The organism is Methylobacterium tarhaniae (assembly GCF_001043955.1).
GTDB lineage: Bacteria > Pseudomonadota > Alphaproteobacteria > Rhizobiales > Beijerinckiaceae > Methylobacterium > Methylobacterium tarhaniae.
This window is the reverse complement of record NZ_LABZ01000282.1, coordinates 1-13,461: the sequence shown is the minus strand read 5'-3', so window position 1 is coordinate 13,461 and position 13,461 is coordinate 1. Positions and strand designations below refer to the sequence as shown.

11 protein-coding genes are annotated in these 13,461 nt (G+C 70.6%); 3 read left to right on the top strand and 8 right to left on the bottom strand.

All coding sequences use genetic code 11. The features are described 5' to 3' along the window. Positions 1–171 precede the first annotated feature (171 nt). Positions 172–2,190: a protein meaA gene (locus tag VQ03_RS28680; protein WP_048454332.1), complete on the bottom strand. Its 2,019-nt coding sequence runs from the start codon at positions 2,188–2,190 to the stop codon at positions 172–174. 199 nt (positions 2,191–2,389) lie between these two features. Between VQ03_RS28680 and ccrA the strand changes: the two genes are divergently transcribed. The 3 genes from ccrA (at position 2,390) to VQ03_RS28665 (ending at position 5,786) form a co-directional block, all read left to right on the top strand. Continuing rightward, the gene (gene ccrA / locus VQ03_RS28675; RefSeq protein ID WP_048454331.1) at positions 2,390–3,685 is read left to right on the top strand and encodes a crotonyl-CoA carboxylase/reductase; all 1,296 of its coding nucleotides are present in this window, start codon (positions 2,390–2,392) and stop codon (positions 3,683–3,685) included. A gap of 120 nt (positions 3,686–3,805) precedes the next feature. After that, entirely contained in the window at positions 3,806–4,408 is a 603-nt protein-coding gene (leuD, locus tag VQ03_RS28670) for a 3-isopropylmalate dehydratase small subunit (protein ID WP_048454330.1), read from the top strand. Positions 4,409–4,586: 178 nt separating this feature from the next. Beyond that, entirely contained in the window at positions 4,587–5,786 is a 1,200-nt protein-coding gene (locus VQ03_RS28665; protein ID WP_048454329.1) for a lytic murein transglycosylase, read from the top strand. A gap of 46 nt (positions 5,787–5,832) precedes the next feature. On the opposite strand, the gene VQ03_RS28660 is transcribed toward VQ03_RS28665, so the two are convergent. The 7 genes from VQ03_RS28660 to miaB form a co-directional block, all read right to left on the bottom strand. Next, positions 5,833–7,053: an MFS transporter gene (locus VQ03_RS28660; protein ID WP_245292230.1), complete on the bottom strand. Its 1,221-nt coding sequence runs from the start codon at positions 7,051–7,053 to the stop codon at positions 5,833–5,835. A 124-nt stretch (positions 7,054–7,177) separates the two neighbouring features. Then, a complete protein-coding gene (locus VQ03_RS28655; protein WP_048454328.1) occupies positions 7,178–7,603 on the bottom strand; it encodes a helix-turn-helix domain-containing protein in 426 nt (141 codons plus the stop codon). Next, positions 7,600–9,300, bottom strand: a complete 1,701-nt coding sequence (gene lnt, locus VQ03_RS28650; protein ID WP_048454327.1) for an apolipoprotein N-acyltransferase — start codon at positions 9,298–9,300, stop codon at positions 7,600–7,602. Before lnt ends, VQ03_RS28655 begins: the two co-directional genes overlap by 4 nt. Before the next feature lie 45 nt (positions 9,301–9,345). After that, positions 9,346–10,386 carry a hemolysin family protein gene (locus tag VQ03_RS28645; protein WP_048454326.1) on the bottom strand — a complete coding sequence of 347 codons (1,041 nt, stop codon included), beginning with the start codon at positions 10,384–10,386 and terminating at the stop codon, positions 9,346–9,348. Between the two features lie 33 nt (positions 10,387–10,419). Beyond that, positions 10,420–10,902, bottom strand: coding sequence for an rRNA maturation RNase YbeY (gene ybeY, locus VQ03_RS28640; protein WP_048454349.1), 483 nt, complete (start codon positions 10,900–10,902; stop codon positions 10,420–10,422). A gap of 5 nt (positions 10,903–10,907) precedes the next feature. Continuing rightward, positions 10,908–12,038, bottom strand: a complete 1,131-nt coding sequence (locus tag VQ03_RS28635; protein WP_048454325.1) for a PhoH family protein — start codon at positions 12,036–12,038, stop codon at positions 10,908–10,910. Positions 12,039–12,049: 11 nt separating this feature from the next. Continuing rightward, positions 12,050–13,402 carry a tRNA (N6-isopentenyl adenosine(37)-C2)-methylthiotransferase MiaB gene (gene miaB / locus VQ03_RS28630; RefSeq protein ID WP_048454324.1) on the bottom strand — a complete coding sequence of 451 codons (1,353 nt, stop codon included), beginning with the start codon at positions 13,400–13,402 and terminating at the stop codon, positions 12,050–12,052. Positions 13,403–13,461: the final 59 nt, after the last annotated feature.

Here is a 13,461-nt window from a genome sequence, read left to right as displayed (position 1 = left end):
GCGCGTACAACAGTCAAGGGAGAGTGATAGACTGGGACTTGCTTGATCAGTCGCGCGACCGGACATGTCGCGACGACCACCCGCGCCCAGGTTCATCCCGGGGCCGCGACAGCGGCGCCCGGGATGATACAGAGGTCGTGGGTTCGCTCGCGGGAAACGAAGCCGGCGCCCTCAGAACACCTCTTCCCGCCGCGGCTCCGCGTCCTCCGCCTCGCGCTTGGCGATCGAGCGCTCGACCACCTTGGCGAGGCCGACCATGATCGTGTCGAGGGCGTAGTCCTTCGGGGTGTAGATCGCGGCCACGCCCATATTCTTCAGCACCAGCTCGTCCTCCGGCGAGATGATGCCGCCGACGACGACCGGGATGTGGTCGAGGCCCTCCTGGCGCAACCGCGAGCGGACCTCGCGCACCAGCGGCACGTGCGAGCCGGAGAGGATCGACAGGCCGATGATGTGGGCGTTGCGCTCGCGCGCCTTGGCGACGATCTCGGCCGGAGTCTGGCGGATGCCGTCATAGGTCACGTCGAAGCCGACGTCGCGGGCGCGCAGAGCGATCTGCTCGGCGCCGTTCGAGTGGCCGTCGAGGCCGGGCTTGCCGACGACGAGCTTCGGCGCCTCGCCCAGCCGCTCGCCGAGATCGGCGATGAGCAGGCGCGCCTCCTCGGCCGCCCCCGAGGTGACGGTCTCCGGGGTCACGCCGGTGGGGGCGCGGTACTCGCCGAAGACCTGGCGCAGGCGCTCGCCCCATTCGCCGGTGGTGACGCCGGCCTTGGCGCAGGCGATCGAGGCCGGCATCACGTTGCGGCCTTCGCGGGCGGACGCCTCCAGCTCGTCGAGGGCTGCGGCGACCGCGGCGGAATCGCGCTGGCTGCGCCAGGCCTTGATGCGGCTTTGCGCCTCCATCTCGACGGTCTCGGAGACGGTGAAGATCGCGCCGTCGCCGGCGGTGAGCGGCGAGGGCTCGCCGTTCTGGAACTTGTTGACGCCGACCACGACCTGCTCGCCGCGTTCGATGGCGGCGATGCGCCTGGCGTTCGATTCGACCAGGGCCCGCTTCATCGTCCCGGTCTCGATCGCCGCGACCGCGCCGCCGAGCGCCCCGATCCGGGCCAGCTCCGCCCGGGTTTCCGCCTTCAGGGCCTCGACCTTGGCGTCGACGACCACCGACCCGTCGAAGATGTCGTCGTATTCGAGCAGGTCGGTCTCGAAGGCGAGGATCTGCTGCATCCGCATCGACCATTGCTGGTCCCACGGGCGCGGCAGGCCGAGCGCCTCGTTCCAGGCCGGCAGCTGCACCGCGCGGGCGCGGGCGCGCTTGGAGAGCGTCACCGCCAGCATCTCGATCAGGATGCGGTGGACGTTGTTCTCCGGCTGCTGCTCGGTGAGCCCGAGGGAGTTCACCTGCACGCCGTAGCGAAAGATGCGCTTCCTCGGATCGTCGATGCCGTAACGGTCGCGGGTGATCTCGTCCCAGAGATCGCAGAACGCCCGCATCTTGCAGATCTCGGTGACGAAGCGCAGGCCCGCATTGACGAAGAACGAGATCCGCCCGACCACGTCGGCGAAGCTCGCCTCGTCGAAGGCCGGGTCGTCACGCACCGTGTCCAGCACCGCGATGGCCACGGCGAGCGCGTAGGACAGCTCCTGGACCGGCGTCGCCCCCGCCTCCTGCAGGTGGTAGGAGCAGACGTTCATCGGGTTCCATTTCGGAACCTGGCTCGTCGTGAACAGGATCACGTCCTTGGTGAGCCGCAGCGAGGGCCCGGGCGGGAAGACGTAGGTGCCCCGCGACAGGTATTCCTTGATGATGTCGTTCTGGGTCGTGCCCTGGAGGGCCGAGAACGGCGCCCCCTGCTCCTCGGCCACCGCGAGGTACAAGGCCAGCAGCCAGGGGGCCGTGGCGTTGATGGTCATCGAGGTGTTCATCTGGGAAAGCGGGATGTCCTGGAACAGGGTCCGCATGTCGCCGAGATGCGCGATCGAGACGCCGACCTTGCCGACCTCGCCGCGGGCGAGCTCGTGGTCGGGGTCGTAGCCGGTCTGCGTCGGCAGGTCGAAGGCGACCGACAGGCCGGTCTGCCCCTTGGCGAGGTTTCCGCGGTAAAGCGCGTTCGATTCCGCCGCCGTGGAATGGCCCGCATAGGTGCGGATGATCCACGGCTTGTCCCGCTTGACGTCCGGCTCGCCCATCTGCGCCCTCGCCCTCGTTGTCCGGCTGCCCGCGGGCCCGGATGCCCGCCTGAGGCCGGAATGGTAACCGTACCCGGCTTGACCGTCATCCATGACGTAAGGCCGACACGGTGGCCACGCCGCCAAATGGGCTATTGAGGCCCTTTGGAACGGCGCTAGAATTCACGGTGCAGTGCATCATACCGAGGGAGGGTCCGCAATGGCAGCGAGTGCCGCGCTGGAACCGGTGGCAAAGGGTGGGCCCCAGCTGAAGGATCTCTACGAGATCGGCGAGATTCCGCCGCTCGGCCACGTCCCGGCGAAGATGTATGCCTGGGCGATCCGCCGTGAGCGCCATGGGCCGCCGGAAACCTCGATGCAGATCGAGGTGCTGCCGACCTGGTCGATCGGCGACGACGAGGTGCTCGTCCTCGTCATGGCCGCCGGCGTCAACTACAACGGCGTCTGGGCGGGCCTCGGAGAGCCGATCTCGCCGTTCGACGTCCACAAGGCGGATTTCCACGTCGCCGGGTCGGACGCCTCGGGCATCGTCTGGGCGGTCGGCGCCAAGGTGAAGCGCTGGAAGGTCGGCGACGAGGTCATCGTCCACTGTAACCAGGACGACGGCGACGACGAGGAATGCAACGGCGGCGACCCGATGTTCTCGCCGTCCCAGCGCATCTGGGGCTACGAGACCCCGGATGGCTCCTTCGGCCAGTTCTGCCGGGTGCAGTCGCGCCAGCTGATGCGGCGGCCCCAGCACCTGACCTGGGAAGAAAGCGCCTGCTACACGCTCACGCTGGCCACCGCCTACCGGATGCTGTTCGGCCACGCGCCGCACACGATCAAGCCGGGCCAGAACGTGCTGATCTGGGGCGCGTCCGGCGGCCTCGGCGTGTTCGGCGTGCAGCTCTGCGCGGCGGCCGGCGCCAACGCCATCGCGGTGATCTCCGACGAGTCGAAGCGCGACTACGTCATGAGCCTGGGCGCCAAGGGCGTCATCAACCGCAAGGACTTCAACTGCTGGGGCCAGCTGCCCAAGGTGAACTCGCCCGAGTTCAACGAGTGGACCAAGGAAGCCCGCAAGTTCGGCAAGGCGATCTGGGACATCACCGGCAAGGGCAACGACGTCGACATCGTCTTCGAGCACCCGGGCGAGGCGACCTTCCCGGTCTCGGCGCTGGTGGTGAAGCGCGGCGGCATGGTGGTGTTCTGCGCCGGCACGACCGGCTTCAACATCACCTTCGACGCCCGCTACGTCTGGATGCGGCAGAAGCGCATCCAGGGCTCGCACTTCGCCCACCTGAAGCAGGCCGCCGCCGCCAACCAGTTCGTGATCGACCGCCGGGTCGATCCCTGCATGAGCGAGCTGTTCCCCTGGGACAAGATTCCCGAGGCCCACACCAAGATGTGGAAGAACCAGCACGCCCCGGGCAACATGGCGGTGCTGGTGAACTCGCCCCGGCCCGGCCTGCGCACCTTCGACGACGTGCTGGAGCTGTCCGGCTCGCGATAGCGACGCGCTCGCGCCGATGCGGCTTGCGCTTCCCGCCGCATCGGCGAATTGCTAGAACACCTCCGAACTGGCGTCGCGCGGGATCCGTCCCGCGCGGCGCGCATCTCGGACGATACATCAATGGAAAAGTTCACCGTTCTTGAGGGCGTCGCGGCGCCGCTGCCGATCGTCAACGTCGACACCGACCGCATCATCCCCAAGCAATACCTCAAGACGATCAAGCGCACCGGCCTCGGCAAGGGCCTGTTCTCCGAGATGCGCTACCGCGACGATGGCTCGGAGAATCCCGACTTCGTCCTCAACCAGCCGGCCTACCGCAACGCCAAGATCCTGGTGGCAGGCGACAATTTCGGCTGCGGCTCGTCGCGCGAGCACGCCCCCTGGGCGCTCGCCGATTTCGGCATCCGCTGCATCATCTCGACCAGCTTCGCCGACATCTTCTTCAACAACAGCGCCAAGAACGGCATCCTGCTGATCACGGTGAAGCCGGAGGACCTGGAGAAGCTCCTCGACGACGCGAATCGCGGCGCCAACGCGACGCTGACGATCGACCTCGAGAACCAGGTCATCAAGGGGCCGGACGGCGGCACGCTCCACTTCGACATCGATCCCGGCCGCAAGCACAACCTGCTCAACGGTCTCGACGACATCGGCCTGACCCTCGAGAAGGCGCCGGCGATCGACGCCTACGAGCAGAAGCTCGCCGAGCGGCCCTGGGCCTGACGGCGCAAGTCCGCCGTCCGGGGCCCGACGATTTCCCCCACACGATAATCCCGCGAGGCTGGCGGGCGGTTCGCCGCGGCGGATCTCCCTCCGGTCGCCGATTCCATCAGGTTTTCCTTAACCCTGATGACGCCCTATTCCGGTGCTTGGATCGGCGAAACGGGAGAGATCTCTGCTCATGACGCGGCGCGCGACCCTCAAGGCCGCCACCCTGCTCTGCCTCGCCGGAATCGGCCTGCCGCAGGCGGCGTGGGCGGATTTCCGCTCCTGCCTCGCCGGAATCGGCCAGGAGGCGGCGGCGGCCGGCGTATCGCCGGCGGCGTTCCAGCGGGCCACGGCCGGCATCACCTTCGACGACAAGGTGATCGAGCTGTCCCAGGCCCAGCCCGAGTTCAAGACCCCGATCTGGGACTACATGGCCGCCCTCGTCGACGACGAGCGGGTCGATGACGGCCGCGCCGCGATGCGCCAGCACGCCAATGCCCTCGCCCAGGCCGAGGCGCGCTACGGCGTCGACCGCTACACCATCGCGGCGGTGTGGGGCGTCGAATCGAATTTCGGCAAGAACCTCGGCAAGATGCCGCTGGTGCAGTCCCTGGCGACGCTCGCCTGCGGCGGTACCCGCCGGCGGGACTTCTTCAAGGGCGAATTGATCGCCACCCTCAAGATCATCGACCGGGGCGACATCGCGCCCGAGCGCCTGAGCGGCTCCTGGGCCGGCGCCTTCGGCCAGACCCAGTTCATGCCGACCACCTACCAGCGCCTCGCGGTCGACCTCGACGGCGACGGGCGGCGCGACGTGGTCGATTCGGTGCCGGACGCGGTCGGCTCCACCGCCAACTTCCTGCGCGTCGCCAAGTGGCATAACGGCCAGCCCTGGGGCTACGAGGTGCGGCTTCCCCCCGGCTTCAACGTCTCGGCGGCGGGCCGCAAGAACAAGAAGCCGGTGGCGCATTGGGCGTCGCTCGGCGTCACCCGGCTCGACGGACGGCCGCTTTCGGCCGACGGAGCGGTGGGCATCCTGGCCCCGGCCGGCGCGAACGGGCCGGCCTTCCTGGTGACCAGGAACTTCGACGCGATCTACTCCTACAACGCCGCCGAGTCCTACGGTCTCGCCATCGCGGTCCTGTCGGACCGCCTGCGCGGCAAGGCCGGCGTGCAGACCGCCTGGCCGACCGACGACCCGCCCCTGTCCCGGGCCGAGCGGCGCAGCCTGCAGAGCGCGCTGGCCGCCCGCGGCTACGACGTCGGCGAGCCCGACGGCCGGGTCGGCGCGAAGACCCGCGAGGCGATCAAGGACATCGAGCGCCGCCTCGGCATGCCGCAGACCGGCCGGCCGGGTGCGAAGGTGCTCGAAGCGCTGGTGCGCAGCAACTGACGCGATCACGCGCCCCCGGCCGGACCGAGGCGGGGGCGCGGGACGATCAGATCCGCACGGTCCGGTCCCGCGCGGCGAGCAGGCCGAAGCTCCCCGCCGCGAGGCACAACCCGGCATAGAGCAGCGCCGGCAGGCCCCATCCGCCGCTGAGATCGTGCACGATGCCGACCAGGAACGGCCCGAGGGCCGCGCCGCAATAGCCGACGCCCTGGGCCATGGCGGAGAGCTCGGCGGCGGCGCGGGGATCGCCGGCCCGCAGCACGATCAGCGTCAGGGCGAGGCCGAAGCAGCCGCCGAGCCCGAGGCCGAGGAGCAGCGCGAAGCCCCAGGCGAGCGCCAGCGGCCCGACCAGCAGCCCGGTGAAGCCGACGAGCGGCAGGCCGATCACCAGCACCACCCAGGGGCGCTGATCCGGCCGGCGCGCGGCGAGCGTCGGCACCAGGAGCGCGAGCAGACCCTGCGCCAGCGCCGAGACCGAGGCGACGAGGCCGGCCGATACGACGTCGAAACCTCTGTCGACCAGGGCGGCGGGCAGCCAGCCGAACACGATGTAGGCGAGCGACGATTGCAGTCCCATGAAGGCGGTGACCTGCCACGCCAGGGGATCGCGCCAAAGCCGGCCGGACGGGTGCGCGGCCGAGGCGGAGGGGAGCGGCCGGGCGCGCACGAAGGGCAGCCAGGCGGCCGCGGCCACGAGGGCGGGCGCCGCCCACAGCATCAGGGCCCCCGCCCAGCCGAGCCCGAGGACGTGGCGCACCGGCACGGTGAAGCCGGCGCCGGCGGCGGCACCGAGGCAGAGGAGCGCGGTGTAGAGCCCCGTCATCAGCCCGGCCTGATCGGGGAAGTCGCGCTTGACGATGCCGGGCAGGATCACCCCGACGATTCCGATCGCCGCGGCGGCGACCACCGAGCCGAGGAACAGCAGCGGCAATCCGCCAAGGCCGCGCAGGACGAGGCCGAGGGCCAGCACCAGCAGGGCGGCCAGCACGGCGGCATCCGGGCCGATGCGCCGCACCAGCACTGGCGCGAAGCGGCCGAACACGCCGAGGCACAGGACGGGCAGCGTGACCAGGGCCCCCGCGAGGGCGCCGGAAAGGCCGGTTTCGATCCGGATGCCCGGCAGGAGCGGACCGACGCTCGACAGGGCGGGGCGGAGATTGAAGGCGACCAGCATCAGCCCGAGGCCGATCAGGACTGGATGGAATCCGGCCTGTGCCCGCCCCGGCCGTGCGGTTTCCGCGCCGGGCTCCCGTTCGATGGTCCGCAAGGCCGTCCCTCCCTGTCGCGCTCGCACGCGAATTCATCGCGCCTGCGCGCGTTCCGACAGGGTCATACAGGCGTGGCGGCGGCCTGGGCAGGGAATCCCGTGCAACCCCGGGTCTCCGGGAGCGTCACTCCGCTTTGTCGGACGGGGCGGTGCCTGCGCCGATCGCCTCGACAAGGCTGATGATGCGCCGGCGCACCTGATGGTCGGTGATGCGCTGGAAGGCGCGGACCAGCTGCAGGTCCTGGCTGGTCCAGAACACGTCGTTGGCGCCGTGGTCGGAGGCAGGCTCCGCCCCTCCCTCCTCGCTTCGGGCGCCGTCCTGGCGCGGCGCTCCCTCGTAGAAGAAGCTCACCGGCACGTTCAGCATATCGGCGATCTGGCGGAGCCGGCTGGCACTGATCCGGTTGGTGCCTTTCTCGTATTTCTGGATCTGCTGAAACGTCACGCCGAGCGCATCGCCCAGCTTCTCCTGGCTTATGCCGATGAGAAGGCGGCGGACGCGCACACGATGCCCGACATGACGATCAACCGGATCGGGTGCCTTCTTCACATCGACGCTCCGCGGGGCGGTGGAGGCGCGCGACGATAGCGCGCCGCAAGGGCCATCACGCCGCACCCTAGAAGCAGGAGGGTGAAAAAAACATCGCCGAAACGTACGTATGCGGTCCTTTCCCTAAGGTTCTCCGGGAGATTGCGATCGAGGACCCCCTCGGTGCCGACCGACAACATCCCGGTCACCCTTCCGTAAGGATCGACCACCGCACTGATCCCGGTATTCGCGGCACGGACGAGCGGGATCCCTTCCTCAACGGCACGCAGGCGCGCCTGTGCGAAATGCTGGCGGGGGCCGGGCGTGTCGCCGAACCAGCCGTCATTGGTCACGTTGAGGAGGAGGCCGGGACGCTCCCGGCGCGAGGCGACGGCGCCAGGGAAGATCGCCTCGTAACAGATCGAGGGCGCCACCGGCGGCAGGCCCGGAACCGTGAGAGGGGGCCGCTCCGCCGCCTCGCCCGCGGTGAAGCCTCCCGGCACCGCGACGAACTGCTTGAGGCCGAGCGCGCGCAGCAAGCTGTCGACCGGCCCCGGCAGGTATTCGCCGAAGGGCACGAGGTGGAGCTTGTCGTAGCGCCCGCCGACGAAGCCGTCCTGCCCGATCATCAGGATCGCGTTGTAGAAGTGCAGTCGCTCACCAGGCAGCGGCTCGTCGGCGCGCGCCGCGCCGGTGACGAGGAGCGTGCCGGGCGGCAGCGCCGAACCGATCCGCCGCAGCGCCTGGGGATCGCGCTGGATCAGGAACGGGAACGAGGATTCCGGCCAGATCAGGTGGGTGACGTCCCGCAGGCCCTGCCGGTCCGGAGCGGTGGCGCTGTCGCTCAAGCCCAGATAGCGCTCGAGGATGCCCTCGCGGTTGCGCGGGTTGAAGCGGGCATCCTGCGGGATGTTGGCCTGGACGAGGCGCAGGCGCACGCCGGGCACCTCCGGCACCGGGCCGGCCGGTACCCGCAGTGCTCCGCCGGCCGCGAGGCCGGCGAGGACGAGGAAAGCGGCGACGGACGGCCCGAACCGCCGCGACGCTCCCCCCGCATCGGCGAGGGTGGCAGGGGCGGCGCAAGCCAGCACCGCCAGCACGGTCAGCCCGTAGAGGCCGACGACCGAGGCGGCCTGCATCAACCAGAGGTTCTGGCCGAGCGCCATCCCGAGGGCGTTCCAGGGAAAGCCGGTGAACAGGTGCCCGCGCAGCCACTCGGCGGCGCCCAGGCCGCAGGCGAGAGCGGCGATCCGGCCCGGGCCCGGTGACCAGAGGAGCCGGGCGACGGCGAAGCCCGCACCGTAGAACAGCCCGAGCGCCGCCGGCAGGCCGAGCACGCCGAGCGGCATCAGGTAGGCGAACTGATCGGCCTCGACCAGGAAGGCGGCGCCGAGCCACCACAGGCCGGCCGTGAGATAGCCGAAGCCCCAGGCCCAGCCGATCGCCCCGGCGGCGAGCGCCGTGCCGGCGCGCCGGCCGAGACGCGAGGAGGCGACCGCCGCCCCGTCGAGCAGCCAGACCGCCGGCACCAGGGCGGCGCAGAGGGCAGGCAGGATCCCGAAGGGCGGCATCGCCAGGGCCCCGCAAGCGCCGGCGAGCCAGGCCAGGGCCAGCCTCGTCCAGCCGGAGGTCAGGGCGATGCGGTGGGCGAGCGGCGCGAGGCCGAAGGATGCCGCCGGGGCGGCGAGCGCCGCCCCGCTGGTGTCGATGTCGTGCATGGGCGGACTCGCGTGGCGACGCCACGCAGGGCGCCGCGGGAACAATCAGGCGGCGGAATCGGTCCGCAGGCTGGCCTGGCCGTCGGGCGGCGGCAGGGCCAGGGGTGTCTCCGGCCCTTCGAGCCGGGCGAGGCCGCGATGCATGCGCAGGCGCTTGATCCGCCGCGGATCGGCGTCCAGCACCTCGACCTCGAAATCGCCCGGCACGGCGATGACCTCGCCCCGTGCCGGGACCCGGCCGGCGATGGTGACGATCAGGCCGCCGAGGGTATCGACCTCCTCGGCCGCCTCCCCCACCGCCGCGGCGAGGTCGACCCCGGTCGCCTCGGCGACGTCGTCGAGGCTCGCCCGCGCGTCGGCGACGAAGATCTCGCTCTCGCCGTCGACCTTGAGGACGCGGTGGGTCTCGGCGACGTCGTGCTCGTCCTCGATGTCGCCGACCACGACCTCGATCAGGTCCTCGATCGAGATCAGGCCGTCGGTGCCGCCATACTCGTCGATGACGAGGGCCATGTGGGTGCGGCTCGCCTGCATCCGGGCGAGCAGGTCGATCGCCGGCATGGAGGGCGGCACGAACAGCACCGGCCGCAGGATGCGGGTGGTGGCGAGCGTCGCCGTGAGATCGACCTCGGCGAGGTCGGGCAGGCGGTCGCCGCCGGATTCGGCCCGGCTCGCCATGTAGTCGACGAAGTCGCGGATGTGGACCATGCCGCGGGGATCGTCGAGGCTCTCGCCGTAGACCGGCAGGCGGGAATGGCCGGCGCTGCGGAACACCTTGAGCAGGTCCCCGAGGGCGGTGTCGATCGAGACCGCCACCACGTCGGCCCGGGGGATCATCACGTCGTCGACCCGCACCCGGTGGAGGCTCAGCACGTTCTTGAGCATGGCCTGCTCGACCGGGGAGACCGGGTGGGCGCCGTTCTGCATCTCGGCGAGGGCGTCCGACAGGCCGTCGCGCTGGGCGTCGCGCGCCTTCAGGTGGAAGATGTTGAGAAGGCGATCATACCAGGGTTCGCGCCCCGGACTGTCGTCCTCCGGGATCGCCTGCGCGGTCGCGGCGGCGCTGCGACTTCGATCGTTGCTCATGTCTCTCGCGTCTGGGGTGAGGGCGTCCGCGGTTCAACCGGCCGCATCGCCATACGGGTCCGGCACGCCGAGGCGCCGCAGGGCCGCGACCTCCAACGCCTCCATGGCGTCGGCCTCGGCGTCGCCGAGCTCGTGGTCGTGACCGAGGAGGTGCAGCGTGCCATGAACCACGAGATGGGCGAGGTGGTGGTCGAGGGGCTTGGACTGCTCCCCACTCTCGCGCAGGAGTGTGTCATACGCAAGAACCACGTCGCCGAGGAGACGCGGCCCGCCGCCATGCGGCTGCTCGTTGGGGAAGGACAGCACGTTGGTCGGCTTGTCCTTGCCCCGCCAGGTGCGGTTCAGCTCCTGCACCGCAGGATCGTCGGTGAGCACGATGCTGATCTCGATCGGTCCGTCCGGCGGCACGATGGCGAGTGCCGCCTCGACGGCGCGGGCGACGAAGGCCTCGAGGTCGGGCGCGACGCCCTCCCAGCGCGGATCCTCGACCGCGACGTCGATTTCGTTCTCGTCGATCTCGCTCACGGCAGCGGCCCCCGGCGCGACGGCGTCGGCCGCTGGGGCGGCTCGTCGCGGTTTTCCTGCGCGTCGGATTCGTAGGCCGTGACGATCCGGCGCACCAGGTCGTGGCGGACCACGTCGACGTCCCGGAAGGTGACACGGCCGATGCCCTCGACCCCGTCGAGGATCCGCACCGCCTCGACCAGGCCCGACTTCTGGCCCGGCGGCAGGTCGATCTGGCTCGGATCGCCGGTGACGATCATCCGCGAATTCTCGCCGAGCCGGGTCAGGAACATCTTCATCTGCATCGAGGTGGTGTTCTGCGCCTCGTCGAGGAGCACCACCGCGTTGGTGAGCGTGCGGCCCCGCATGAAGGCGAGCGGCGCGATCTCGATCATGCCGGTCTGGAGACCGCGATCGACGTGGCGCGCCTCCATGAAGTCGTAGAGGGCGTCGTAGATCGGCCGGAGATACGGATCGACCTTCTCGCGCATGTCGCCGGGCAGGAAGCCCAGCCGCTCGCCGGCCTCGACGGCCGGGCGCGAGAGGATCAGGCGCTCGGCATGGCCCTGCTCGAGGAGCGAGACGGCGTAGCCGACGGCGAGCCAGGTCTTGCCGGTGCCCGCCGGCCCCTCGGCGAAGACCAGCTCATGGGCGCGCAGGGCCTTGATGTAGGCGTCCTGCGCGGCGTTGCGGGCCCGCACGCCGCCGCGGCGGCGCGTGGCGATCTGGTCGAAGGAGGGCCGCTCGCCATTGGCGGGCGCCTCGTCGGCGGAGAAGAGGTTGCCCTGCAGCGAGCTTTCCTGGATCACCCCGTCGACGTCGCCGAGGGTCAGCGGCGTGCCGCCCCCGTCGCGGACGCGGGCATAGAGCAGCTCCAGCACCCGGCGCGCCCGCTCGGTCGAGTCGGGCGGCCCCTTGACCACGACGTGGTTGCCCAACGCCGTCGCCACCACGCCGAGGCGCCGCTCCAGATGGGCGACGTTCTGGTCGTACTGGCCGAAGACCAGGCTCGCCAGGCGGTTGTCGTCGAAGGTCAGGGCGATCTCGGCCGCCTCGCTGAGGCCTGCGACCGCCCTCGGGGCGAGTTCCCGCTCGCGCGCGGGCTCGCGCCCTCTCGGCCCGCGGCCGCCTGCCTCTCCCATCGGCATCCTGTCGTTCCTCACGCGGCGGCCGTCGTGGCGGCCGAGGTCGCGGTCAACGTCTCGCCGAACAGGCTGTTCGAGCCCGCCCGGGTGATTCGCACCGGAATCACCGTGCCGATCGCCGAGACGTCGCCGTCGATCTGCACCGCCTGGAGATAGGGCGACTTGCCGGCGACCTGGCCCGGATGCCGGCCGGCCTTCTCGAGCAGCACCGGCACGGTCTTGCCCACCGTGGCGTGGTTGAAGTCCTGGCGCTGGCGCTCCAGCAGTTCCTGCAGCTCGGCGAGCCGGGCGCTCTTCACCGCCTCCGGCACGGCGTCGGCGCTCTCCGCCGCCGGGGTGCCGGGGCGCGGGCTGTACTTGAACGAGAAGGCGCTGGCGAAGCCGACATCCGCGATCAGCCGCATCGTCTCGGCATGGTCGGCATCGGTCTCGCCGGGGAAGCCGACGATGAAGTCGGAGGAAAGCGCGATGTCGGGCCGGGCGGTCCGCACCCGGTCGATCAGCCGGCGATAGGTGTCGGCGTCGTGCTTGCGGTTCATCGCGTGCAGGATCCGGTCCGAGCCGGACTGCACCGGCAGGTGCAGGTAGGGCATCAGGGCCGGCAGGTCGCGATGCGCGGCGATCAACGCCTCGTCCATGTCGCGCGGGTGGCTGGTGGTGTAGCGCAACCGCAGGATTCCCGGAATCGCCGCGATGCGGTGCAGAAGCTCGCCGAGCGTCCAGTCGCGCCCGTCCGGGCCGGCGCCGTGGAAGGCGTTGACGTTCTGCCCGATCAGCGTCAGCTCCCGGGCGCCCGAAGCGGCCAGCCGCTCGGCCTCCGCCACGATCTTGTCCACCGAGCGCGAGACTTCCGCCCCGCGGGTATAGGGCACGACGCAGAAGGCGCAGAACTTGTCGCAGCCTTCCTGCACGGTGAGGAAGGCGGAGACGCCCGGGGTGCGACGCAGCGGCAGGTGGTCGAACTTGTCCTCGACCGGGAACTCGGTGTCGACGACCCGGCCCTCCTTCGAGGCGGCCAGCAGCTGCGGCAGGCGGTGGTAGCTCTGCGGGCCCACCACCACGTCGACGCCGGGGGCACGGTTCAGGATCTCGCGGCCCTCGGCCTGCGCGACGCAGCCCGCGACGACGACCTTGGTGTCGTGGCCGGCCTCCGCCCGCTCGCCCTTCAGCACCCGCAGGCGGCCGAGCTCGGAATAGACCTTCTCCGCCGCCTTCTCGCGGATATGGCAGGTGTTGAGGACGACGACGTCGGCCTCCTCCACGGCACCGGTCTCGACGAAGCCTTCGCGGCCGAGCAGGTCGACCATGCGGGAGGCGTCGTAGACGTTCATCTGGCAGCCGTAGGATTTGACGAACGCTTTCTTCAACGAACCGGCCCTGAGCGGAGATGATCGGACGTAGCGGAGGCGGCCCGCCGAGAACCGCC